The sequence below is a fragment of the Zhongshania borealis genome, from assembly GCF_039539625.1.
Taxonomy (GTDB): Bacteria; Pseudomonadota; Gammaproteobacteria; order Pseudomonadales; family Spongiibacteraceae; genus Spongiibacter; species Spongiibacter borealis.
In genome coordinates, this window is sequence record NZ_BAABDM010000003.1 from 310,219 (window position 1) to 335,098 (window position 24,880).

Sequence of the window (24,880 nt, forward strand, 5' to 3'; positions counted from 1 at the left end):
GCAGTATGTTTGTCATTTAATAAAAATTATTACTAAGGAGAGAAATAATATGAAATTAGAATCTATTGCCCTGCACGAAGGTTATGACTCTGAAGCGACCACCAAGGCCGCCGCAGTGCCAATTTATCAAACAACGTCTTATACCTTCGATGATACTCAGCACGGCGCTGATTTATTCGATCTTAAAGTACCGGGTAACATTTATACCCGTATTATGAATCCGACAACCGCTGTTTTGGAACAGCGAATTGCTGCAATGGAAGGTGGCGTTGGCGCTTTGTGCGTCGCCTCAGGTATGGCTGCCATTACTTATGCAATTCAATGCATTTGTGAGGTTGGCGATAATATCGTGAGTACCAGCCAGTTATACGGTGGAACCTACAACTTCTTTGCGCATTCATTACCTCGTCAAGGTGTTGAAGCGCGAATGATTTCACATGACGATTATGAGGGCTTTGAGAACGCGATTGACGACAAGACCAAGGCTGTTTTTTGCGAATCAATTGGTAATCCAGCGGGCAATGTTGTTGATATTGTTCGTTTGGCCGAAATCGCGCACAAACATGGTGTGCCGCTGATCGTCGATAACACCGTCGCAACACCCTACCTCTGCCGGCCATTTGAGTTGGGCGCCGACATTGTTGTTCATTCGCTAACCAAATACATCGGTGGCCATGGTACGTCGATTGGTGGTGCGATAGTCGATTCAGGTAAGTTTGATTGGGTTGCGAATAGGAAGCGCTTTCCGATTTTGAATGAGCCTGATCCTTCATATCACGGCGTGGTGTATACCGAGGCATTGGGGCCGGCCGCGTACATTGGTCGTTGCCGCGTGGTACCGCTCAGAAACACCGGTGCCGCGCTGTCTCCAATGAATGCATTTCAGCTTTTACAAGGCTTAGAAACACTGGGTTTGCGTATGGAACGCCATTGCGAGAATGCCGAAAAACTTGCCGCCTATTTGCAGCAGCATGAAAAAGTTGAGTGGGTGAATTACGCGGCATTGCCCGATAGCCCGTACTACGCTAGCTGCCAGAAAATTACCAATTCAAAAGCCTCCGGTATATTAAGTTTTGGTGTTGCTGGCGGCATAGAAGCTTGCACTCGGTTTATTGACTCGCTGCAGATGATTTTACGTTTGGTGAATATCGGTGATGCCAAATCGCTGGCCTGTCATCCGGCATCGACTACCCATCGCCAGTTGAATGAAAAAGAGTTGGCGTCAGCGGGTGTTAGCGCTGATTTGATCAGAATATCGGTAGGTATCGAGCATATCGACGATATTATTGCTGACGTCAGCCAAGCGTTAGATAAAGCTTAATAGCGCGCTGATCCTAGCCCCAACAGCCGCTCGGCTTTTGGGGCGCTTTAGCCTTTGGCCTGCGGCCCTCGCGCTATAATTCAATTGTTATCGCGATTCAGTGTTATCAGGGAAATCCCTTCATCTATTTTGGGATACGTTTCGTATGCTTAGTACGGTCGCGTATTTCGTTCGCCGTAAAATAGCCATGAATCGCTAGGGGGCTGCATATGAATGTTCTAATCACGGGTGGTACAGGCTTTATTGGCAGTGCTTTGTGTAATCACTTGCATCAAGAAGGCCATCGCTTAATAGTTAAAACGCGGCATCCTGAATTAGTCGATTCAAGAATGACAGCAGTTAGCGACCTGAGTGAGCTACCCGCCAAGGACTCGATTGATGCGGTAATTAATCTGGCCGGTGAGTCGATTGCGGGTAAGCGTTGGTCAGCCGCGCAAAAGCAGAAGATAGTTGCGAGCCGTATTAAGACGACAGAGGAGCTAATTCGTTTTCTCGAGGGTCTGGAATCCAAGCCCTCGGTGTTAATCAGCGCCTCGGCTATCGGTGTCTACGGCGTTGGTGTAACAGATGATTCGATAGATGAATCTTGTACTGGCGACGCGAGTTTTTCCAGTTGCCTTTGTGCGCAATGGGAAGCGTGCGCGATGCGAGCGGAGGGCTTAGGCATTCGGACTTGCATTCTGCGTATCGGCATTGTTATTGGGCCAGGCGGGGGTGCGTTGGCTAAGATGATTCCGCCGTTTAAACTTGGCCTTGGAGGTCGAATTGGCAGCGGGAAACAGTGGATGTCATGGATTCATTTGCGCGATTTAATTTCAATTATTGATCTTTGTATCACGGATATGTGCTTCCAAGGCCCAATTAACTGCACTGCACCCAATCCGGTGACCAACAGAGAATTTACCCACGTTTTAGGGCAATGCCTAAAGCGGCCCAGCCGATTGCCGATGCCATCATTCCTTGTAAAGCTGTTGCTCGGTGAAATGGGAAGTGAGCTATTATTGGCGGGAAAGCAGGTGCGGCCAGCGAAGCTAGAAAGTCTGGGTTTTAGTTTTCAATTTGAACGCCTCGAACCGGCGTTATTAAACGTGATATAAGGTTTTTGCTTAGCTCAAATTTCGTTCGTTCAATCGCCGTTAAGCTATTGCAGATTACCCGAATATAGCGCTATCCAAAAACAGTGCACCGAGATAAAGCCCCGCATTGAACTATGATCTCGCTAAGATCTTTTGCCAACTTGTGTCTGCGTTAAATTCTCTTCATACGCTCGCTATTCCATTGAGTTTTACCGGGAACAAAGCTTAAACTCAGGCTGGATTCACAAAATCATAAGAATAAACGAAATCGTTAAGCCTAATGTGGCAGTGCCACAGGCTATTGCCTGTGCATCGTCGTGATTATATACGTCTACCTTAATTCACCAGGCTGAATGTACAGGGATAATAAATGAAAATAATTCTGCGTTTAGGCGTCGTAATTATCACTTTGCTCATTGCTACTAGTGTTTTGCTTAGGGTCCCTGCCGTGCAGGATATGATGACGAGTCGGGAAATAGCTCGGCGCATGTCGAGTATTTCCAATGATTTATTCGTTGATGATGCCTTGCGGGCGGTGTTGTGCGGTAGCGCGGCACCTATGCCGGTTGCGGGACGTGCGGCAGCCTGTGTCATGGTTATTGCCGGTGGTAAGTTTTATATCGTTGATACTGGCAATCGCAGTAACAATAACCTTGCGCTGTGGCGAATCCCTGCAAAAAATGTGGGGGCGGTGTTACTAACGCATTTTCATTCCGATCATATTGGCGATTTAGGCGAGTTTAATATGATGACCTGGGCGCAAGGTCGCCCTAGTCCATTGCTGGTGTATGGCCCTAAAGGCGTGCAGCAAGTTGTCGACGGCTTTAGCAAAGCCTACGCCCTGGATAGTAGCTACCGCACAGCCCATCACGGTGACGCTTATTTGAACCCCGACAAGGGGCGAATGATTGCCAAGGAAGTTGCTTTGAACGGCAGTTCGGCAACGGTGTTGGACGACGGCTCACTGAAAATAACTATGTTTGCAGTCGATCACGCACCGATATCGCCGGCAGTAGGGTATCGTTTTGACTACAAGGGGCGATCGGTAGTGGTGAGTGGTGATACGATCAAGACTGCCCCTGTGATGAGATTTTCAAAAGATGCTGATGTTCTGTTTCATGAAAGCTTGGCGCCGCATATGGTGAAGCAAATGGAAGCCACTGCCCATGCAACAAAAAATGGTCAGCTAGAAAAAATCATGTTTGATATTCAGGATTACCACAGCTCCCCAATTGAAGCGGCTGAAATTGCCAACAAGGCCAATGTGAAAGAATTGGTGCTGTATCACCTTGTGCCTACACCGCCTAACCGTATTGCAGAATGGGTTTTTATGCGTGGTGTAAACGCAGTAAGGGCGAATGGCGTGTTGCTGGGCGTTGATGGCTTGACCATAAGCCTGCCAATCGGGTCAACAGAAGTGGTTCACGGAAATATGAATGACCGCTAGCGGAGGGCTAATACGACTCGGAATTCTTTAGTGGCTGGCATAGTTGCTTCGTGGGGTGTGTAATAGAGCCTTTAAAACCCTAAGAATCGGTCCATAAATGATAAAGCTTGGTGTAATTGGTTGTGGCTTTTCAGCGAATACATTTCATATTCCTTTGATTGCGGCGTCAGACTCACTGACGCTATCTGCAATAAGCAGCTCGCGGCGGGGATCGGTTGCGACGCAATATCCTGGGGTGGCGATTTACGACACAGCACAGGATTTGATTGAGCAAAGCGGCGTAGAGCTGGCAATTATTACCGCGCCCAATGAGGCACATTATTCATTGGCGAAACAATGCTTGGACCGCGGTATCCATGTTGTTCTCGAAAAACCCATGGTAACTAAACGCTGGCAGGCGGAGGCTTTGTTAACGCTCGCGAACGAGCGCTCACTGTTATTGTCGGTTTACCATAACCGTCGTTGGGACGGCGACTTTTTAACCCTTAAAAAGCTCCTGGGCAATGATTCGCTCGGTGAGGTTCGGGTCTTTGAGTCGCATTTTGACCGCTTTCGACCGGCTGTTCGACAGCGCTGGCGGGAGCAACCCGGCCCGGGCTCTGGGGTTTGGTTTGATTTGGGCTCACACTTAGTTGATCAGGCCATTACTCTGTTTGGTTTGCCAACTGCGGTAACGGCGCGCTGCTTGCCACTGCGCGAGGGTTCTGAAACTACGGACTATTTTCACGTCTTACTGCATTACGACAATCTTGAATGCATTCTTCATGCAAGTGCCTTTGCAGCGGCGCCGAGTCACCGATTTCGTTTAGAAGGAACCACGGGCAGTTATGTCAAGTTTGGCCTAGATCCGCAGGAAGAGCAGTTAAAAAGTGGAATGACGCCTAAGGAACTGGCGTACGGCGTGGAACACAAAGCGGACTTTGGGCGGGTGTATTCGGAGTTTGCTAGCGAACTTGTTGAGACCGAAATTGGATGTTATCAAAAATATTACGAAGAGATCGCGGCGGCTATTCGGCTTGGTGGTCAAAATCCTGTAAATCCGGCTGACGCGGTCAACGTTATTCATATTCTGGAGCTGGCTGAAGAGAGTAGCCGGTCCGGTAAAACCCTATGGCTGAATGCTCCAGGCATTTAGCCGCTGAGCTATGTCTTATTCCTCCCAATCTTTAAAGTGCTGCAATAGATAGTCGATCGCTAGCCGCGCTCGCATCGGCAGAAAACGTCGATTCTGATACACGATCCAACTGCCTGCACCTTGGCTCCAATACGGTTCAAGTATCGGGCGCAGCCTACCGGCGTTAACCGCCGGCGAGAAATTAATTTTTGGCGCATATGCAATCCCGAGATCTAGCTCGCAGGCTTTCAGCACCGCGGAGGCATTATTACTTTTCCAGCGTCCGTGTACCTTTACGTAAAGTGCGGTACCGGCGTCATCAAATTGCCAGTGGTTATTATTCGACACAATACAGCTGTGATTTTTCAGTTGGCTGGGGTGTGTTGGCGTGCCGTGGCGGGCAAGGTAATTCTTGCTGGCAACCGCCATTAGTGGGCGGGGCAGTAATTTGCGGGCGATGAGGCCGGAGTCATCGAGTTTTCCGTAGCGGATCGCGAAATCGATTCCGTCTTCAACAAAATTGACTTTGTGGCTATTGAAGTCAATATCAACAGTGAGCTCGGGGTGTCCTTTGGCGAAGGCGATCAGCGCGGGGACGACTTGCTGTTCAGCAAAGGGTCCCGCTGCGCTGACGCGCAGTGTGCCATTGAGTTGCACTTGCTGGGCGTTGATTTGTTCATTGGCTTGTTGCAGGCCGTCAACCAAGTCTCGACATTGGCGGTAGTATATTTGTCCTGCCTCGGTGAGGCTTACGCTACGAGTGGTGCGCGCGAGCAAGGCGCTACCGAGCCGGGCCTCAAGACGTGAGACTTGGCGGCTAACATGGCTAGTACTGCAGGCCATTTGCTTCGCGGCAGCAGAGAAGCCGTGGCTTTCTGCCACCGCGACAAATTCAATAATACCTTCAAAATTATCCATTGCGACCTAATTGTTGTTAATTAGCAATAGTGGTTTGCTAAATTACCATATTGTTGTCAATACTGCAGTCTACTAGGATGGTGTCACGCTGTATTAATGCGAACAAAACATTCTGAAGATAGGTACATTGCTATGAAGAAAATATTGATTCCGGTAACTAACCACGCGAACTTAGGAGAGACCGATCAAGTGAACGGGACCTACGCACCAGAGCTTACCCACGCCCTGCATGTGATTTTAGACGCCGGACTCGACTATGACATTGCCTCAATAAAAGGTGGCAAGGCGCCGTTGTATGGCACTGACATTGACGGCGATGCGGTCAATGCGGCGATTTTGAACAACGATGAGTTCCAAAATCGGATTAACAATACGCTGCCAGTCTCGCAGATAAACATCGACGATTATGCTGCGGTATTCTATCCGGGTGGATTTGGTCTGCTGTCTGATTTAGCGACGAATGAAGACTTTGCTAAATTGAGTGCCACGCTTTATGAAAACGGTGGAATTTTGGCCGCGGTGTGCCACGGTCCCGGTGCATTACTGCCCATTACCTTAAGTACTGGCGAAAAATTACTCGCCACTAAATCGGTCACCGGTTTTACTCGGGAAGAGGAAATCGATTACGGAACGCTTGCTCATGTTCCTTTCTTGTTGGAAGAGTCGCTAGCACGCAGCGCTGCGCTTTACAGCAAAGTGCAACCTTGGGGTGTGTTTGTAATTGAAGATGAGCGTTTAATTACCGGTCAAAATCCGGCAAGCGCCCAAGCGGTTGGCGAAGCGCTCGTTAAACAACTAACATAAGTCATCGCTGGTTTACTTAGGCTTGAATCGCTGTTTTTGCGGCACTAGTCAGTCCTTTACGGCTACTGCGCCCAGTACCGCTAGTAGCACAAATTAAACTGCGACGTGTAAACTGATAGAGGTGAAAACATGACCGGTATAAAACTCCCAGATTATCTTCCTGCGTGGATGAGCGATCATGTTAATACCTATCTTGCCGATGGTGAGGCCGGTCATCTTTGGGACGCCACCTTGGGTGGCGGAGAGGGGATGTTAACAACGTTGCTATTGACCACTAAAGGTCGGAAATCGGGCAAGACACTAATACTGCCATTAATATATCGGCCTAGCGGTGATGGCGGATACTGCGTAATTGCCTCCAAAGGCGGTGCGCCGGCGCACCCCGCCTGGTTCTTGAATCTGCAGGCGAATCAAGATATTCATTTGAAAGTAGCCAATGACGAGTTCAAAGCCGTTGCGAAGATTGCCAGCGGCGACGAGCGTGAGAGGCTGTGGACGCTGATGGAAAATTATTTTGCCCCCTACGCCCGTTACAAAGCGGCAACGGATCGCGAGATTCCCGTGGTGGTTTTTTACCCCGCTTAGGGGTTTAAGTGAAATACGCGCTCATTAAATTCTATGAGCATACTGAAGTGCGCGGCGAGCGCGGCGCAGAGCAGCAGGATTACCATTGTCCCCCAGCCATAGGCGGCGGGGCGCTTTACGAAGTTGGTGTAGCATGCGCCAATCATTACCGTCGTGAGTAGGCTTGAGCCTAGTGCCGCATAGCTTGGATTCCAAAAACCTAAAATCAAAAATGCTGCGGCGACTAGCTCTAAAGCACCGGCAAGGCGCATTAGCCAGTGTGGGTAGGTAAATTTGTCAAATTCTTCAACCATGTGATGGTGCGCTAGCAGCTTAAATGCACCGGTGATACTAAAAAAGACGATGAATACAATCTGAAATATGGCTATTGCTATGTTCATTCACGAGTACTCGGGGGTGATTATGTTGGGCTTTAATTTGTTTTTTCCTAACTCACTACAGGCTTACATTAAATTCAGCACTGATCATGCGTGGCGGCATTACAAAGCCCATGTGCGAGCCTTCGAAGATCGGCAGGTCAGCGGTGAATTGCCGTATGAGTTTATCCTCTAGGTTTTTGATGTGAACGATAAAGTGCCAGCGCTCTTGGGGGTCGACTAAGCCGAGATGTAAGTTCACCAAGGAATACGCGGTTTGGCTGTCGACGGGATCGAGGTCCAAGTCGAAGTAAATGTCGTCGCGCCAGCTATAGTCCGCGCCCAACACCAACGCGAGTTTATTTTCAATGAGTGGTAGCGCGGTGTGAAAGCCTAAATTTGCACTGTATTTTGGTGCTCTCGGTAATTGTCTGCCCGTGAGGTCGCAGGTTTCAGTTTGTGAGCCCGCGGGGCAGGGACCATCGGGATATTCATCAAATACGGGATTGGTGTAACCGGCGCTGGCGTAAATCATCGTGCCACGCCAAGGTTGATAGTTGAGGTCGAATTCTAGGCCTTCTGTAGTGGCTTGGGCTGCGTTGCTGACAATAAAACCATTACCGATAAAGGCTTGAATTTGCATATCGCTGAACTGGGTGTGAAACGCGGCGGCATTGGCGGTTAGCGCGCCATCAAAGGCGGTGAGTTTGTAGCCTAGCTCGTAAGCCTTGGCGGTTTCTTGGTCAAAGACCGACTCGTCGGCCGTGCGCGCTAAGGGGTTATAGCCCCCGGCCTTAAAACCTTCTGAGTAGGACGCGTAAATCATTTTATCGTCCCATCCGTATTTTAACGAGAGTTTGGGCGCAACATTGGATTCTTTGCGCTCCTCGCGCAGTTTGTATTCTGTGACGCCAAAAGCGCTTTGTAACAAAATGCCGGTTTGTTCGTAGTCTTGGACTAAATTGACGCTCTTTGATTCCGTCGATGCGCGCAGTCCGGCGATAGCGGTAAGGTGATCGCTTATATTCCAGCTTAGCTGGGAAAACACAGCAAGCGTGCTGGTGTCCTGCTGAAATATTTGATGAAGCGAGTCGGTTGTAGCGCTGTAGAGCAATGGGTCAATAATATTACCCAGGGGGCCAGTGACCGGCCCTAATTGCTCCGCCAGTGCTGAAGAAAGCGCATTTAGCAGCATGCCGCTCACCGCTGGCTCGGGTAGCATACGCAGATCACCGTCGAGGTGGTTGTCGGAACGGAAGCCGAAGGCGCCGAGAATATATTCTATTTTGCCGGGCGCGGAGGTGAAACGAATTTCCAGCATCTGCTGATTGTATTGCGTTTGGCGGTCCCAGTCGGCGATGGGGGCAGGTCCTGTGTCGGCGTCGAGGTAGAGTGATTCATCCATTTCAGCGTGACTGGCAATAATGGTGAGTAGTTTTTCGCCAAAGGTCCAATTGGTGTCGAGGTTGACGACAGTAGAATCACTCGCGCTGTAATTGTCGCTATTGCTGTGCCCGACATAGTCGAAGCTGTCCTCTAAATCGGCATCGAATAAACTGTGTACTGTAGCGGCATCGTCCTGCAATACAAAAGGCTCCCAACCTTGGCCATTGTCTCTGGCTTCACTGCGATACAGGGTTAATACAAAATTCAGTTCGTCATTGGCGTCGAGCAGCAATTTGCTGCGAATGCCTTTTTTATCAACCTGCTTTTCGTCGACCCTACGCTGGGAATTGTATACATAGCCGTCCTTGGTATGTGCGGTGGCGGCAATCCGTAAGGCAAGTTTATCGTCGATTAGCGGTGCATTTACTGTCGCGCTGACTTCTTGGTCACTGAAGTTTCCGGTGGTTAGGGTAGTTGCCGCCTGCCATTCATGTACTGGATTTACACTGCTGACATTAATGGCGCCGGCCACCGTGTTTTTGCCAAATAGGGTTCCCTGCGGTCCCTTTAATAGCTCAACGCGAGATAGGTCGAGAAAAGCATCTTGTAGAAAGGCGAGTTTGCCGTAATAAATGCCGTCCACATAAAAGCCAACCGATTGTTCCATGCCATCGTTGATTGGCGAATTTAGCCCACGCATGCCCACTTGAACGTAGCCGGGGGTCATATTGATATCGGTGTTGGGGCTGGCCAGTGCAACATCTTCAAAGGATTTTATTGCCGACGCCTGCATGCGATCTGCGCTCATAACCGAGACAGACAGGGGTACGTCTTGAGCGGATTCCGCGCGTTTTTGCGCCGTCACAATCACTTCTTCAATATAGTCTCGACGTTTTTTTTCTTTCACGTCTGCCGCCCAGATATGGTTAGACGCGATAAGAATGCTTAGCAATAGAATTTTATTCATTATTATTATCTCTAAGAATATTTCTGCGCGATCAGTTTACTCAGTCTTTTGCAGGCATAGCCTTGCCATTTGCCAGTAAGAGTAGAGCGAAAAAATAAGTGCTACGGTGACTGCATATGTACCACGCTGTATTGAAAATGCGAGGGGGTCCGCAGCAAATAGCATGCGGCACAAATCGAAGGCCGGCCACATTACAAGCACAATATACAAGCCCATGGTGATGGCGATAAGGCGTATTTTGCTCGGATTCGCAGAGAATCGTCGCGATGTGATGTTGGTTGTCATGAAATTCCTCATTTACATTGGTTTAGCAACGGCAAGGTATAGCACCGTCATTCCGCCAGCGGCAATAACTGGGGTTGTCACAATTAAAAACCACCAGTGGAGGTGGACGGCATTTTCATAGCGGGGTGATGCGAAGCTGTCGCCACCGGGAATGTCGCGTCGTATTTTGGCTTTGTTACCACCAAAATGAGATAACCAATAATCACAAAACTCGATTGGCAAAAAGACCAGAACGACAATGGTTAACTTCATTGCCAGCCAATAGGATTGAGGACCCCAGCCGGTAATGAACAGTAGGCTTAAACCAGAAATTAAGACTGCGGGAAAGGCTATGTGCTCAAGGATTACCCCTTCGTCAAAGCGCTCCATAACCCAATTGCGTTTTTTGATTTGTTCAATATCGTCGGGATTGGCCTGCCACGCTCGAAATACTGGTACTAAATAATTGAGATAGGCGACCGACGTACTCCATAGCCAGAGCGTGGCAAAGCTGATATGGATAAATTTGATTTGCAGGTAGTGGCTACTAAGCCATTGGCTGAGTGCATCAATACTCATACTGAAACGACCTTTTTCTTATCGCTGTTATTGTTGTGGTAATGTGCGTCGATGTTTACGACAATACCATACGGTATGGTATGTAATATAGTCAATACTATTGACGTTATCTTTGGGGAGTATGGCAGTGGCTGGTGTTGGGCAGGCAAGCGGGCGGAAATCCAAACAGGATTATATCGATGAGGCCTTTAAGCTTATCGCAGACGCAGGAACGGCTGAGGCACTCACCATAGATAGCCTTTGCGTTCGATTAGGTGTGTCCAAGGGTAGTTTCTACTGGCATTTTAAAAGCCGTGACGTGTTAATTGATGCCTTGATAGACGCTTGGTCAGGGAATTTTCATCTTGCCATTCACGCGGGGATTGAGGCGCAGACGGTGGATAACGGACGGACGGTTATTGAAGAAATTAGTTATTATTGGCTCAGCAGTAATATGTCAAAACTTGACCAAGTTATACGCCACTGGGCGCAGCACGATGCGAGGGTATATGACGCGGTATGCCGCGCTGATAAATTGTTGCTCGGCTTTTTGAAAAATAATATTAAGACTCTGGGTTTTAGTGATGAAGAGGCTTATCGCCGTGGAAGGCTGATGATGGCAATTGGTATAGCGGAGCCGATGCTACGCCACCTGCCTAGAGCAGACACTGATGCAAAAGAGATGGAATGGATGTTGAACGGCGTGCTTGGCCTTAAAAAGTAAGTGCGCGCGGTACTGTCGGTTAAGGTGAAAATGGAGAGTGCAAACTATGGTAGCAACAGGTTCTTGCCTATGCGGCGAAGTCGCTTATGAATACAGCGGATGTTTTGAAAAATTTTTCCTTTGTCATTGCAAATATTGCCGTAAAGATTCTGGGTCTGCTCATACAGCTAATTTGTTTGGCAAGGGCGGGGAGCTGGTATGGCTGCGTGGCCGCGATAAGGTCTCTGTTTTCACTCTGCCGCGCACTCGACATCAACGCAGTTTTTGCAAACAATGTGGATCAGCTTTGCCCTATGTCTTAAACGAGGGGGATCAATTTGTTGTACCTGCGGGGAGTTTAGATACTGACGTTGGGCTAGTTCCGCAAGGCCATATTTTTATGGCGAACAAGGCAAACTGGGACGCCGGTTTACACGATGTCGCGTGTTTTGCAAAATTTCCGAGTTAACATTTAATATTTTAAATTGGGCTTTGCTGGGGGCGGTGAGGGCCGCCATGGCGGGCGACCCATTCGTGTTAATCTTTGCCGCTTTAGAATTCTTGCCGCAAATCAATACCAAACATTCGGGGCTCTCCCCAGCCCTCGTTGTAAACCCCGGATGAGTCCGCCACAGCAACGACGCCAATACGGTAGCGCTCATCGCTAAGGTTTTTTACCCAGGCTGATAAGCTGAGGTCACCTTCTGAATTTTGCCAGCTCAGGCGGGCGTCTAGCAGGTGGTAGGCGGGTTGGCCGGCCATTGCTGGATCGTTTTTGAAAGCGGCGTATGAGCCGGGATCGAAGCCGTAAAAGATTTCGCTTTTGTAGCTGAGGTCAAGGCGCGAGATGATCAGACCATAATCACCTGACCAAGTGTATTGTGCGCCAATGGCGGCCGATTTATCGGGAGAGACTGGAAAGGTCTCCTTACTACGATCAACGATTTCTTCACGTCCGAGGACTGCCGATTGTAAATCCAGTTCGCTGAATTCGGTATAGCGATAGTTGTTAATGCTCAGACTGGCATTAATTTGTAGCTGAATGGTGGGTAACCAAAGTAATTCTAGTTCGCTGCCGCGAATTTCTGACTGGCCCGCATTGCCAAATACCACGACTACATTTTGTGCGGAGTCGGCGCCGACAGAGATGAGCTGCTGATCTTCAAAATCCATGGCATACACGGCACCATTCAGGCGGACACTGCGATCAAAGGCGTCGATCTTGAAGCCTAACTCGTGATTGGTCACCACTTCGGGCTCGATACGCTGCAGACCGTCAACACCTCGAGGTTCAAAGAAACCGGATTTAAAGCCGCGACTCCAGGTGGCGTAAAACATCGCGCTGTTGATCGGGGCGTCGGCCAGCCAGTGATCTGGCAAATTATAAGCCAGCGACACCATCGGCGTGCTTTGCCGGAAGGTTTCTTCGCGCATTTCGCTGCGTGTGGAGTCGGGGTCAAGTGGGTAGTCGATCAGTGCGTCGCCATCTGCGTCAGTGAAAATCTGATTGGCGAGGCCAACGGGATCGTCAAGCCAACGCAAGGGACCGAGATAGGGATAGAAGCCTGATGCGCCGGGTCCAAATAGGCCGCCGAGGGTGAGTTGCTGACCTATGGCGTCCATGTCTGCTTCAGTGGTGCTGAGCTCTGAGTGGCGCTGCTCGGCTGTAATGCGGTAGCCGAGGGTGAGTTCTAATTGCTCGCTAATGTCGAAAGAGGCCTGTGCGAATAGTGCGCCAGTGCTATTTTCTAAATCGAAGTCAGATACCACCAAGGGCGCGCCGATAAAGCCAACGAGCGGAACGGTGCCCCCCGGTAATGGTTGTGTTGGGTTACTGCTGGCGGCGATTTCAGCCAAGGTTTGGGCGTCGATACCGCGGAAAGCATTGGACGTGGAGAAATTCTCGGTATTGGTTTCTTGCATCGCAAAGAAGCCGACGGTGTAGCGCAGTCGCTGACCTATTGCGTCGCCGTTGAGCTGAACTTCAAAACTGTAGGAGCGACGATCGCTGTCTTCGGTATTGATGTAACTGGTCCAAAGTGCTGGACCGCCGTCGGGGTCACTGGCGTGAATTGGGCCTTCTTTTTCACCACGCAGTCCAATTACCGTTTTAAGATTTAGGGATTCGCTTAGTTGCCATTCGGCGGTTGCGGCAAGTAATAGGGTATCTAGATCTTTGCCTAGTCGGGGTTTTTCGCCAAGATTGGTTTTTAAATCGCCAAGGCGCGCGCGGGAGTTGGCGTCGCAATTCTCTTGAAATGCTCGCGGATTCGACGGATCAGTATCGCCGCTATGAGCGACCCAGAGGCCTTGATAATAAAGTGCGTTTTTATTGGGTACGGTACACGTGGTGCCGGTCATCATCTCGCGAATTTTGCCCAGAAATGCCTGGGTGTCGAGCGTGAAGTTTTCGCTGGGTTCCCAACGAGTTTGCAGTAGTAAGGACTGGCGATCGTTACTTGCGGTATTGCCGCTCGGACCGATGTCTTCTAGATAGCCGTCGTCTTTGGTGATATTGATTGCCGCGCGGCTATAAAAGTGATCGCTGATCGGGATGTTGATCCCTGCTTTTAGGCGGTTCATGGCGTAGTTGCCCAGCCCGAGTTCGACATAGGCATCGTCACTGTCATCGGGTTTGAGTAGGCTTACCACCATGGCGCCGCCAGTGGTATTTTTGCCGAAAAGTGTGCCCTGTGGGCCACGTAGTACCTGAATGCTGCGGATATCGACGGTGTCGAGTAGCTGGCCGTCGGAACGCGGTAAAAATAGGTCGTCGAGGTACACGCCCACGGTGGGATCGACCCTGGCAAAGCCGGTACGCTCGCCAATACCACGAATGTAAATTTGATTCGCTTGGCCCTTACGGATCTCTAAACTAGGCACAGATTTGGTGAGTTCGCTGGTGTTGCTAATACCCCGGTCGCGAAGGTCGTCAGCGCTGATCGCGCTTACCGCAATGGGGATGTCCTGCATGCTTTCACTGCGTTTACGCGCTGTAACGAGTACTTCTTCTAGGGTGCCGCTGGCGGCGTGTATGTCGTTACAGGCTAAAGCGCTGAGCAAAACGAATGCGGTGAGCCCCTTGCCGGGTAATACTGGTCGGCTAGTCACGGTGGTAATTCCCCTTCTGTCGGCTGCGGCGCAGCAGCCTCTTATTATTTATAAACGCGGGTCTATTATTACACTTAAGTGTATTTATTGTGCAATAGCTGGCGCTGACATTGCCGGTATTTAATTTTTACGGGGGTGTTTAGCCATGGCGCAGTGCGCGCCATAATCACAAAATTTGGGGTGGCGGGGCTGTTTTCTATGGTTTTGGGGAGATGTGAGGTTTTACTCTATTTTATAGCCCACGCCATAAAGCGAGACGACTTCCGCGCCGCTAGCACCGGGTTTGGAAGCTACGTTTTGCAACTTTTTCCTCAGTTTTTTAACGTGGCTGTCGACGGTGCGGTCGCTGACAATACGCTGGTCTAAATAGCTTGCTGACATCAATTCATCTCGGGAGAAGACACGGCCGGCTTGGCCAATCAGGCATTCTAAGAGGCGGAATTCGACGGCAGTGAGGGGGATGGCTTGTTGGTCGACCATGCATTCAAAGCGAGTTTTGTCGAGGCTAATATTGCGGTATACCAATTTATTGGCACTGGGGGAGACTGCTTGTGCTTCGATCGCGTCGACACGGCGCAATATGCCTTTCATGCGCGCGACGATTTCGCGGGGGCTGAAGGGTTTGCAAACATAATCGTCGGCGCCGCATTCTAAACCGATCAGGCGGTCGATTTCATCAATGCGCGCGGTTGCCATAATGATGGGCACAGTTGAAAACTGCCTTACGGCCTGACAAATACTAAGGCCGTCGACGCCCGGCAGCATGCGATCCAGAATCACACCGCTTAGCGTGTTTGTTCGGATAAACTCCACTGCCTGATTGCCGTCGTGATGGATACTAACCGCAAAACCTTCTTGTCGAAAATAATCGGCAAGTAGCTCAGCGATTTTTGCCTCGTCTTCAACAATAAAAATGTGTTTTTCTGGCACGGGTTTATCCTTCGTGTGCAGGTAATTCAACGGTGACGGAAAGACCGCCAAGCGCCGACGGTTGAGCAGTAATTCGGCCCCGATGAGCGCCGACGATATTGCTGCAGATGGTAAGCCCTAGGCCTGCGCCTGAACGGCGGCGACTGCGCGAGGCATCCGGTCGATACAATGCGTCGAATAACTGCGCGCATTCTTCCTGGCTTACCCCCGGCGGGGTGTCTTCAATTGTGATGATACAATGGCCGTTGCGGTTATGTGCTGTGATTTGGATTTCTCCGGGGCCATCAGTGTAGGCGAGTGCGTTTTCCAGTAAATTTCGGAAAAGTTGATCGATACGCTGTTCATCGCCATACACCAGCAATGCCTCATTTGACGCCTGCAGGTTTATGGCGATATTAGTACTGGCGGCACGAGCCTGCGCGCGGTGCACAGTGGCGTCGAGTATGGCACGGATATCGATATTCTCGAATTGGTAGCGCAGGCCGCCAACGTCGGATAGCGACACTTCGTATAGGTCTTCAATTAAATGGTGAAGGCGGTCGGTCTCCTCGTCTAGGGACGCGAGCTGCTCTGGACCAAAGGGACGAATACCGTCTTTAATAGCTTCAATTTCGCCCTTTAGAATGGTTAACGGTGTCCTTAGCTCATGGGAAATTTCGGCGATGAGTCGTTTGCGCGCGGTTTGGCTTTCCGCCAAAACTTGAGCGAGTCGGTGTAGGCGGGCATTCAGCAAACTGAGCTCGTCATTGCTATTTATTGACTTGTGCTTATCGGCGGTCGGCGTAGTTGAGTCTAAAGTGTAATTACCTGACGCCAGTTGGTGAACCGTCGCGAGCATGGTGTTTACGGGTCGCGACAAGGCCTTTGCTAATAGGTAGGACATTGCGCTGGCAATAAGCAGTGCCAAGCTGCCGATAAGCAAACCGGCCTGCCATTGCTGGCTTGAAAATGCGGTTTCGGGCACATCATTCAGCTCGCGCCGAGGGTCGCTATACAGTACGCCGACAATTGCGCCGTCGATAAGGATGGGGAGTTCAACCATCTCGCTTAGCTCGCTGTCGCGCTCATATGGTCCTTGGCCGACAATACGATTTTGTTGCTTGTCTAACAGCAGCGTTCGGCTTGGCAGTCCCGGCGGGGGTGGTCCGCCTAGATGTGAGGGCGGTGGGCGATGGTTCTCCATAGGGTGTTCAGTCGGTGGTAGACGCGGCCGAGTAGGTGGAGCGAAACTTTGAATCAAACTGTCAAAGCGGCGTTGCGATAAAGTCCGCCAGCTATTGTCACCTTGCTGATAAATTTTGGCGAGCTCTAAGGCTAATGTTTCTAAGCGCACTTTCTCAACTGCATTTACGTAGTCGTAAAAACCACGTTCAAAACTCCAGCGGGCAAGGCTTAATGTTGCGAGTAAGACAACGACGGTTAGGCCGACAAATGCCAGCATGAGTTTTTGGGAGATGCGTAAGTTCATAGCCGTAATGTAGTGCTTTCTAACGGGCGGTGGTAGCGTTGCAGCTCAATACCCTAGTGTTTCTGCGATTCTTGCACATTTACTGCACATTTTATCACTAGCATGTCCCGGTGATTATTTGAAACAGGTGCTAGAAATGTCTCGTAAACTCGTGAAGATTAGTATGCTTACACTGTGCATTGCTCAGCTAGCGGCTTGTGGTGGTTCCAGCTCCAGCGGCTCCTTAATAGCAGGCACTGACACGGAGACAGAAACCGATGCCGGCGATTTAAGCGAGTGGATGGTGAATACGACTGAGCGCTCAACGCAAATATTTGAATCCTCGAGCAGCCTTGGTGTTTTGCAAGATGTGCAGTCGGTGTCGATCGAATCCGTTGACGGTAGCGATTATGTTTATGTCCAGGCCACCGGTATTCCCAAGTACGACATTACCATGACTCAGGATATGGTTGACGAATTAAATAGTCGGCCCCGCGCTAGTAGCGATTTTTACAGCGGTTCCACCACCGCGACTGCTGGGCAGTTGGTCGAGTTTGGCGAGGACATCGGCTATATCAGCAGTACAGACAACTGCGATTCAACCGGTGGCGCCGGCTACTGGCCGCCGGGGCCGGTGTGTCCTACTGATACGGCTAAGCAGGTGTATATTACAAAAAATCCGCAGCCAAATAGTGGTGAGTGTGACAACGGGTTGGGTATTACCGGCTTGCTAGTCAATGGTACCAGCGTGTTTGGTTGGGGTGACGGTATGAGCTATAACAACCAAGGTGTTTGGTATAATCTCGCGCCTGTTGCCGAACAGTACGACGTTGATTTTTGCGGCGGCCACGCGGCCAACAATGAGTACCATCACCACTTTTACACTAGCTGTTTAGCGGATTTTGTGGGTGATGACGGCAGTGCGCATTCACCGCTCTATGGCTACGCTGCAGATGGCTACCCGATTTACGGCCCTTATGAAGGCGCGGGTGAGCTTGCAGTTAGCGGCTGGAAAACCCGAGATTATGGTGCGACAGTTAGCGAGGGTGGGTGCGGCACCCCAGGTGAACGCAGCTGTGTATTGATCGATGAATACGATATCAGCCAAGGGGTGGACTCGACGGTTAGCGCTGGGCCGGATGTCGATCAGAGTGTGACCACGATGTCTGGAAATCCCCTGCTCGCAAGCGATGGTTACTTTTATCAAGATTATTACTATGCCGGCATAGCCGCCTCTGGCAGTCAGCTCGATCAATACAATGGCCATGATAATAGTGATGGTCGTGGCTATCACTATCATATAACCCTGCAAGAGGTATCTGGAAAACTGACACCATCGTTTCCGTATACCATTGGGCCACGGTTCTACGGTGAATTGCCGGCGAATGCCGCAAGCAGCTGCGATACCGGCGAGGGCACAATGGGGCCACCGCCGGGCGCTGGCGGACCACCTTCATTTCTGTAATGTCATTGTTGCGAGCGGGCACTAAACTCCGCACGCATTACCGCGTATCAGTTAAACGGGAGTGTGCACCGAGATGAATATGAGCCTCAATATCGTTATTTGCGCATTCGTTTTTGCCAGTGGGCATGTGTTCGCAATCAATGCTGTGCCAGCAATGGATCATTCTCATATACCTATTGAAGTACCTGATGATGTGGCAGCGCCGGCGATGGCCTTAAGTGTTTCTGTTGATGCGGTGTCCGGTTTTAATTTAGCGGTGCAGCTGGATAACTATTTGCTGTCGCCGCCGCCAGATTCGGCAACCATGGCCGAGTTAATGGGTGTTGAAATCGATTCGGCGAGTGGCATGCTGACAGGGCATGCTCACCTTTATGTTAATGGTAAAAAAATTCAACGGGTTTATGGTAAGTACGTCCACCTTCCGGCGACGCTATTTAACGATGGCGTGAATCAAATCAGTGTCACCATTAATAACCACGGTCATATGTACTGGACGGTGGCGGGCAAAAAAGTCATTGCCACTACCTTTATTAACACGGATAAAGCACAGCCGGTGTTGTATAGCTTCGCGAGTTTTCCCCCTTCGTCAAATTGAACCGGCAGTGCAGAGTGTTAGTCGTCGTTGGCAGGGCACTGCGGCTACTGAATAGCTGTTCGCGCCTGTGATTTAGTGCTTGCGGCGTTGGAAGGGTAGTTAAGTAACTGCTTGTAGTTTAATTACTAAAAAGCCTTGAATTACCTCCCGTGTCATGGATAATGGTGTAACTTAATTAAATACGAGTATTTATTTAGGTAGTGGCAAAGCGTATTAGGGGACTCCCCTGTCGTCCTCTATTTATCCGGAATTTCGGAAAGCCCTTCTGTAATAGGAGGGCATTTTTTCTTGGGCTAGGCATAAGTGTCGGCTCGCACAGAATCCGGTGTTCGCTTCATCAGCTTTTCAGTTTTTTCCCAAGCTTAAAAATCCTCCAGAGCCATAAGGTGGTTTGGGGGAAGTGTACTGATGAAAAGCCTAAAGGCGCGAATTTAGGCTTTTCATATGATATGTTTATCGGCCTGCGTAATAGAGCCAGTAAATTGCAGTTTTAATAAGTTTCAATCGCTGTGTACCGACGTAATTTCATTTGAATTGGCGTCGCTGCGAGCGTGATTGGTAAATATTGCGACAATAATATAACGACAGTAAATACTATGAATAAATCTGTGCATCTAGTTGCGGACATTGGGGGTACTAACGCTAGATTTGCCTACGTTATACCTGGTAGCGACGAATTATTAGGGATTAAGATTTTTCCTTGTGCTGACTTTCCCTTATTTATTGACGCCATTCGCGCTTATACGGATCAAAGTGATTTTGAGTTTGTCGACAAAATTTGTTTGGCTGTGGCGGGGCCAGTAGAGTCTGATTGGATCGATCTCCCAAATAACCACTGGGCCTTTAGCCGTACTGAACTGCAAACGTCGTTGGCGGCGTCGGTGTCAATTATCAATGATTTTGGCGCTCAGGTTTTATCAATAAACCAACTTTGTGAGTCTGAGTTAAAGTGGCTGGGCGCCCCAAGGCCGAAAGGGGGGCAGGTCATGGCGGTACTTGGCCCCGGTACCGGCTTGGGTGTCTCCGCAATGATGCCCTCGGGGTTTATTTTGCCTTCTGAAGCCGGCCATGTGGCCTTTGCACCTGTTAATAACCACGAACTCAATTTATTAAAAACACTATGGCAACGCTATGAACGCGTGTCTGTAGAACGAATATTGTCGGGTATGGGGTTGGCCAATTTGTATTGGGCTAATTGCCAATTGGATGGTGTAGAACGTGAGTTAACTGCGCCGGATATTACTGCTGGGGCACGCGCGGGCGATGAATATTGCGTACGTACAGTGAATGATTTTTGCGCCATATTAGGCTCGGTTGCCGGTGACGTTGCCTTAATGACGGGCGCCAATGATGGGGTTTATCTCTCTGGCGGTATTTTGCCGCGCATATTAGACTTGTTGGATGAAGACATTTTCCGAAAACGGTTCAATAGTAAAGGGCGGTTTAGTGGTATTTGCCAGAATATTCCCTTGGCCATTGTGCTAGCGGAGCAGCCTGGTTTAAAAGGCTGTGTAGAAGCCTTAAAAAAGGGGGTTGAGTAAAGCGGGTGAGTGCGCGCTCGCATAGTAATAAAGTAATCGCAGATAAGTTCTTCCCCAATAATAAGTAATTTTACTGGGCTTCGCTTTGCTTATTTAGTCGTTTTTTTGTGCAAAGTGAAAGCGATTGGAATGGCGGGAATAGAGATGTTCGGCAGTCGTACGGTAGAAAAACAGCGAGCTCAAAGTCCACGATGGCTCAGCTTCCTTATTGCTACTTTCGTTTCCGCATTTTCGGTGATGTTATTTCCCTTTGCTCATGATTTTTTACCGCTTTGGTTTTCGGGGCTATGTTTAGTTGCGTATATGCTAGCTCGTGGCACGATGGGTATCCGGAGTTGGATTAGCGTTGATGGCGCCGGCAAATACATGTTGTGTATGCGCGATAATGCATCGAGGGCAAATGTCTACGTGCCTTTTGATTATATAGACAGTGTAGCGCTTTGCGAGTACGTCTCATGGACGGAAGATAATACCCCGCCTGCGTATAAAAATTTGCCCTACCACCGTACGTATTCGCAGCTAGCCTATCAAGGCCCCGGTTTAATCGTGGACTATACATCGCCAAAACACCTCGGTGGCGATGGTCAATTGCGCAGTTGGCGAATCCCCGCGCCGAGGGCGCAAGTATTCCTAGCGATATTCAAAGCGGAAATTCCCTGCAGTATTCGTTCCTGAAATTCCTATACTCGTCACTTTGAGTGGCTGGCGATAATAGCATCTATGTGGGTCGTGAGCGCTTTCGTGGCCATGGCATTCCACTTCTCCGTGCTCATCGTAGCGGCTATAGCGTGATGTCGTAAGCTGACATAGCCGTGTACAAAGGCCCAAATTTCTAGTGCAGTACTTTGTGCAAGCTCTGCGCGGGCGTTCGCCGGCAGGAGGCGGGAGCACCTGTCGACTAGGTGCTGGAAGGTGCTTTTTGCAGCAGCACTGGCGTCTTCTGAGGGTGTGTAGCGCTCTTCGTTTTCGCCAAAAATTAGGCGGTAGTGTGCCTCGTGCGTTACTGCCATGTGTAAATAACCTTCCACGCCTTTGATTACTGCATCGCGGGGTGATAAGTCGCTGGCATCAACGTTCATCGCGGCGGCGACTAGCTCAAAACCCTCGATGTATAACATATCGAGAATCCCTTGTTTGCCGCTGAAGTGGCTGTAAATACCGATGGTCGACACGCCAGCTTCTTTGGCGATAGCTCGTACGCTCAGTGCGGCAATACCGCCAGCGAGGAAGAGTTTGGATGCGGCGGCCAAAATATCCTGCTTGGCTGTACTCATGGGTAGCGGTGCTCAAGGTAAATTCGGCTTGACTGCAATAACAGTGTTATGGTGATATATAACACTGTTATGTTCAAGCGCTTATTGCTAGTGCCTAGGCTTTTGAACCTGTGAAAAGTATTTGGAGGCTACACTCATGGTATTGGGCTCGCTTAAAACGGATTATTTGGTAGTGGGCAGCGGTGCGGTGGGAATGGCTTTCGCAGACGTCCTTCTCAGTGAAACTGATGCCGATGTCGTTATTGTTGATAAATATCCCAAGCCGGGTGGTCATTGGAACGTGGCCTATCCATTTGTTACTTTGCATCAGCCTTCGGCGTTTTATGGGGTTAGTTCTCGGGAGTTGAGTAAAGGTACTATTGATGAGATAGGCCTGAATAAAGGCTTGAACGAGCTGGCTAGCGGGGCAGAGGTCAGTGCGTATTTTGAAAAGGTGATGCGCGAACAGTTCTTGCCAAGTGGCCGAGTTCGCTATTTTCCAATGTGTGAGTATATGGGCAACGGCTACTTTACTTCGATGTTGACGGGTGCGGAATACCATGTTGAGGTGACGCGCAAGATGGTTGACGCCACTTATTTAAATACCACGGTACCTGCAACCCATACGCCTAATTTTAGTATTGCCGAGGGCATCCGCTTTATGCCTTTGAACGACCTACCTAAGGTCGCTGCGCCACCAAAAGGGTTTGTGGTGATTGGCGGCGGTAAAACCGGCATAGATGCTTGTTTGTGGTTGCTCGAGAATAATGTCAATCCCGATAATATTTGCTGGATTATGCCGCGCGATGCATGGTTCCTTGACCGAAAAAACACCCAGCCCTCTGAGGATTTTTTTGAAGCGACCGTTGGTGCCCAAGCGAATCAAATGGAGTCTATTGCTAAATCGACCTCAAAAGACGATATGTTTAAACGCTTAGAAGATACCGGTGTTTTTCTAAGACTAGACCAGAATGTTTGGCCGGAAATGTTTCATGGCGCAACGATTAGCCATTTAGAGCTTGCAGAGTTACAGCGGATTAAACAGGTGATTCGCATGGGGCGTGTCACAAGTATAGAGCCAGAGCAGATTGTGTTGGAGCGGGGCAGCATTCCAACAGGTAGCGGTTATTTGCATATAGACTGCTCGGCGAGTGCTTTGACGAATCTAGAGATTAAACCAGTATTTAGCGGTAATGTTATAACGCCGCAAACGGTGCGCTCGTATCAGCCGGCGTTTAGTGCTGCATTTATTGCCCATGTAGAGGCGACATATCCCGAGGACGAAAAGAATGCCTTGTGCGGCGTCGTACCGCTGCCCAACAGCACGGACGACTGGATCCGTTTAATGGTAGCGTTTATGACTAACCAATATATTTGGGGCCAAAACCCAGAGATTCGAGCGTGGTTGCTTGAAAATCGGCTCGACGGTTTTACGAGCCTAATGGCGAATGTTCAGGATAATGAAACGGATAAGAAAGCGGTCTTAGCGAGATTGAGATCAAATGCGATGCCCGCGATGGAAAAATTGACGACTTACCTCGCAGAAATTAACGCGTCTACTAGTATTTAATGTAACGGAGGATTCTCATGCAGCAATTTCAAATCGCTAAAGATCAATTCAGTAAGACCCGAATCGTTGATTGCCTGTCTACGCCCTTAGATGATGGCGAAGTGAGAGTAAAGGTCGAGGCCTTCTCGTTTACAGCAAACAATATAACCTATGCCTTGGTCGCCGATATGTTCGGTTACTGGAAGTTCTTTCCGCCAATCAGTGCCGATGGCAATATCTGGGGCGTATTGCCAGTGTGGGGCTTTGCTTGCGTTACTGAGTCGCGTTGTAGCAAGGTAGCAGTCGGCGAACGCATTTTTGGCTATTTCCCGCCTGCGACAGAACTCGTTATGGCGCCGGCGCATATCAATGCGTTGCGTTGGGTCGATAATGTAGTGCATCGTCAGGCTTTGCCTGCTGGCTATAACCAGTATCGTCGTATTGACGCCGCGGTAGTGAACGACCCGCGGAGCGAAGATGAACGTATGCTTTTATTTCCTTTGCATATCACCTCATACTGTCTTTTTGATCGATTGCAGACTGCAGAATATTTCTCGGCAGAGCAGATTATCATTGTCAGCGCGTCGAGCAAGACTAGCATCGGTTTGGCTTATGGCGTACGGGGCGATGTAGCGGCACCCGAGCTTATTGGTCTTACCTCAGCCCGCAATCAGGACTTAGTGACGGCGCTAGGCTGCTATGACGGCGTGCTTACCTATGATGCTATCACCGCTATAGATAGCAGTAAGGCTACGGCTATTGTCGATATGTCAGGCAATGGCGAGCTAATGGCGGCTTTGCACCGGCACTTGGGTGACAATATGCGCCAGACGATTAGTGTTGGTTTTACCCATTGGGAGCAGGGCGCAAAACTTCCAGGCTTTATAGAAGAGCGTAGCGAGATGTTCTTTGCGCCGGGTTATATTCAAGGTCGTAGTAAAGATATTGGCGTTGATGAATTTGAGCGTCGTAGCACGGACTATATGCAGGATACTGTCGCGAAAAGTCGCTCATGGTTGAAAATATCTAACATTGAAGGTCTAGCTGGCTTACGGGAGATATTTGCCGATGTGTGCAACGGAAAGATCGCAGCTGATGCTGGGCTGATCGTTCGTTTGTGAGAATAGTTTTTTTGTTTAGCGGTCTTTAAAAAGAAAATTCGTTTCAGAAATTAATTTTCTTTTTTACTCTAAATCCACAGCACGGTTACTTGGTAAAAGGTTGCTGCTTCAATATAGGAATGTCTTAACGGTGCGCAAGCTAAACAGGAGGTTTTGGAAGCGAAATCCGAAAAAACCGCAAGCTTGAGTTAAAAATATTAGATGCTGAGATTAAGCTATTGACGGTTTTGGTGGGTTGAGGATGGATTGTAAATTCTCCTGATGGTATCAATACTAGCCGAAAGCTTTACTTCTATTATAAAATAATAATTGCATAAACTATGTTTAGAGTAAAGCACACTAAGTCGAAATAACGATTCCAAGTTAGTG

23 protein-coding genes are annotated in these 24,880 nt (G+C 49.4%); 14 read left to right on the forward strand and 9 right to left on the reverse strand.

Features of this window, described 5'->3' with window-relative positions:
- The first annotated feature begins 49 nt into the window (after positions 1 to 49).
- The 4 genes from ABD836_RS10800 (at position 50) to ABD836_RS10815 (ending at position 4,979) form a co-directional block, all read left to right on the forward strand.
- Entirely contained in the window at positions 50 to 1,321 is a 1,272-nt protein-coding gene (locus ABD836_RS10800) for an O-acetylhomoserine aminocarboxypropyltransferase/cysteine synthase family protein (protein WP_344935641.1), read from the forward strand.
- Between the two features lie 209 nt (positions 1,322 to 1,530).
- A complete protein-coding gene (locus ABD836_RS10805; RefSeq protein ID WP_344935644.1) occupies positions 1,531 to 2,418 on the forward strand; it encodes a TIGR01777 family oxidoreductase in 888 nt (295 codons plus the stop codon).
- Positions 2,419 to 2,767: 349 nt separating this feature from the next.
- Positions 2,768 to 3,844: an MBL fold metallo-hydrolase gene (locus ABD836_RS10810; RefSeq protein ID WP_344935646.1), complete on the forward strand. Its 1,077-nt coding sequence runs from the start codon at positions 2,768 to 2,770 to the stop codon at positions 3,842 to 3,844.
- Between the two features lie 97 nt (positions 3,845 to 3,941).
- Positions 3,942 to 4,979 carry an oxidoreductase gene (locus tag ABD836_RS10815; RefSeq protein WP_344935648.1) on the forward strand — a complete coding sequence of 346 codons (1,038 nt, stop codon included), beginning with the start codon at positions 3,942 to 3,944 and terminating at the stop codon, positions 4,977 to 4,979.
- A 15-nt stretch (positions 4,980 to 4,994) separates the two neighbouring features.
- Here the strand turns inward: ABD836_RS10815 and ABD836_RS10820 are convergent, their stop codons facing one another.
- Positions 4,995 to 5,876, reverse strand: a complete 882-nt coding sequence (locus ABD836_RS10820; RefSeq protein WP_344935651.1) for a LysR family transcriptional regulator — start codon at positions 5,874 to 5,876, stop codon at positions 4,995 to 4,997.
- Positions 5,877 to 6,008: 132 nt separating this feature from the next.
- Between ABD836_RS10820 and ABD836_RS10825 the strand changes: the two genes are divergently transcribed.
- Positions 6,009 to 6,680, forward strand: a complete 672-nt coding sequence (locus ABD836_RS10825; protein WP_344935653.1) for a type 1 glutamine amidotransferase domain-containing protein — start codon at positions 6,009 to 6,011, stop codon at positions 6,678 to 6,680.
- Positions 6,681 to 6,809: 129 nt separating this feature from the next.
- A complete protein-coding gene (locus ABD836_RS10830) occupies positions 6,810 to 7,265 on the forward strand; it encodes a nitroreductase/quinone reductase family protein (protein ID WP_344935656.1) in 456 nt (151 codons plus the stop codon).
- Here ABD836_RS10830 and ABD836_RS10835 read toward each other — a convergent pair.
- From ABD836_RS10835 to ABD836_RS10850, 4 genes are read right to left on the reverse strand one after another with little or no spacing between them, the layout of a single operon-like run.
- The gene (locus tag ABD836_RS10835; protein WP_344935659.1) at positions 7,262 to 7,645 is read right to left on the reverse strand and encodes a DoxX family protein; all 384 of its coding nucleotides are present in this window, start codon (positions 7,643 to 7,645) and stop codon (positions 7,262 to 7,264) included. The two genes, ABD836_RS10830 and ABD836_RS10835, sit on opposite strands and share 4 nt — an antisense overlap.
- A 55-nt stretch (positions 7,646 to 7,700) precedes the next feature.
- Complete coding sequence (locus tag ABD836_RS10840) at positions 7,701 to 9,974, reverse strand: TonB-dependent receptor (protein ID WP_344935662.1); 2,274 nt, start codon at positions 9,972 to 9,974, stop codon at positions 7,701 to 7,703.
- A 36-nt stretch (positions 9,975 to 10,010) separates the two neighbouring features.
- On the reverse strand, positions 10,011 to 10,259 hold the full coding sequence (locus tag ABD836_RS10845; RefSeq protein ID WP_344935665.1) for a hypothetical protein: 249 nt from the start codon (positions 10,257 to 10,259) through the stop codon (positions 10,011 to 10,013).
- Between the two features lie 12 nt (positions 10,260 to 10,271).
- Positions 10,272 to 10,817 (reverse strand): hypothetical protein, encoded by a 546-nt coding sequence (locus ABD836_RS10850; protein WP_344935668.1) that lies wholly within the window; start codon positions 10,815 to 10,817, stop codon positions 10,272 to 10,274.
- Between the two features lie 127 nt (positions 10,818 to 10,944).
- Here ABD836_RS10850 and ABD836_RS10855 point away from each other — a divergent pair, with 127 nt between their 5' ends.
- Both ABD836_RS10855 and ABD836_RS10860 read left to right on the forward strand, forming a co-directional pair.
- Positions 10,945 to 11,520 carry a TetR/AcrR family transcriptional regulator gene (locus tag ABD836_RS10855; RefSeq protein WP_344935670.1) on the forward strand — a complete coding sequence of 192 codons (576 nt, stop codon included), beginning with the start codon at positions 10,945 to 10,947 and terminating at the stop codon, positions 11,518 to 11,520.
- Positions 11,521 to 11,566: 46 nt separating this feature from the next.
- Positions 11,567 to 11,968: a GFA family protein gene (locus tag ABD836_RS10860; protein ID WP_344935672.1), complete on the forward strand. Its 402-nt coding sequence runs from the start codon at positions 11,567 to 11,569 to the stop codon at positions 11,966 to 11,968.
- Between the two features lie 83 nt (positions 11,969 to 12,051).
- Here the strand turns inward: ABD836_RS10860 and ABD836_RS10865 are convergent, their stop codons facing one another.
- The 3 genes from ABD836_RS10865 to ABD836_RS10875 form a co-directional block, all read right to left on the reverse strand.
- Complete coding sequence (locus tag ABD836_RS10865) at positions 12,052 to 14,610, reverse strand: TonB-dependent receptor (protein ID WP_344935674.1); 2,559 nt, start codon at positions 14,608 to 14,610, stop codon at positions 12,052 to 12,054.
- Positions 14,611 to 14,832: 222 nt separating this feature from the next.
- Positions 14,833 to 15,540 carry a response regulator gene (locus tag ABD836_RS10870; protein ID WP_344935676.1) on the reverse strand — a complete coding sequence of 236 codons (708 nt, stop codon included), beginning with the start codon at positions 15,538 to 15,540 and terminating at the stop codon, positions 14,833 to 14,835.
- A 4-nt stretch (positions 15,541 to 15,544) separates the two neighbouring features.
- Complete coding sequence (locus tag ABD836_RS10875) at positions 15,545 to 17,008, reverse strand: ATP-binding protein (RefSeq protein WP_344935678.1); 1,464 nt, start codon at positions 17,006 to 17,008, stop codon at positions 15,545 to 15,547.
- Between the two features lie 136 nt (positions 17,009 to 17,144).
- On the opposite strand from ABD836_RS10875, the gene ABD836_RS10880 reads away from it, so the two are divergent.
- The 4 genes from ABD836_RS10880 (at position 17,145) to ABD836_RS10895 (ending at position 21,263) form a co-directional block, all read left to right on the forward strand.
- Entirely contained in the window at positions 17,145 to 18,452 is a 1,308-nt protein-coding gene (locus tag ABD836_RS10880) for a YHYH protein (protein WP_344935680.1), read from the forward strand.
- Positions 18,453 to 18,525: 73 nt separating this feature from the next.
- Positions 18,526 to 19,047 (forward strand): hypothetical protein, encoded by a 522-nt coding sequence (locus tag ABD836_RS10885; protein WP_344935682.1) that lies wholly within the window; start codon positions 18,526 to 18,528, stop codon positions 19,045 to 19,047.
- A gap of 596 nt (positions 19,048 to 19,643) precedes the next feature.
- The gene (gene glk, locus ABD836_RS10890; protein ID WP_344935685.1) at positions 19,644 to 20,588 is read left to right on the forward strand and encodes a glucokinase; all 945 of its coding nucleotides are present in this window, start codon (positions 19,644 to 19,646) and stop codon (positions 20,586 to 20,588) included.
- Between the two features lie 129 nt (positions 20,589 to 20,717).
- Entirely contained in the window at positions 20,718 to 21,263 is a 546-nt protein-coding gene (locus tag ABD836_RS10895) for a hypothetical protein (protein ID WP_344935687.1), read from the forward strand.
- A gap of 14 nt (positions 21,264 to 21,277) precedes the next feature.
- Here the strand turns inward: ABD836_RS10895 and ABD836_RS10900 are convergent, their stop codons facing one another.
- Positions 21,278 to 21,862, reverse strand: coding sequence for a TetR/AcrR family transcriptional regulator (locus ABD836_RS10900; protein ID WP_344935689.1), 585 nt, complete (start codon positions 21,860 to 21,862; stop codon positions 21,278 to 21,280).
- 136 nt (positions 21,863 to 21,998) lie between these two features.
- Here ABD836_RS10900 and ABD836_RS10905 point away from each other — a divergent pair, with 136 nt between their 5' ends.
- Both ABD836_RS10905 and ABD836_RS10910 read left to right on the forward strand, forming a co-directional pair.
- The gene (locus ABD836_RS10905) at positions 21,999 to 23,411 is read left to right on the forward strand and encodes an NAD(P)-binding protein (RefSeq protein WP_344935692.1); all 1,413 of its coding nucleotides are present in this window, start codon (positions 21,999 to 22,001) and stop codon (positions 23,409 to 23,411) included.
- A gap of 17 nt (positions 23,412 to 23,428) precedes the next feature.
- On the forward strand, positions 23,429 to 24,511 hold the full coding sequence (locus ABD836_RS10910) for a DUF2855 family protein (protein WP_344935694.1): 1,083 nt from the start codon (positions 23,429 to 23,431) through the stop codon (positions 24,509 to 24,511).
- The last annotated feature ends 369 nt before the right edge of the window (positions 24,512 to 24,880 follow it).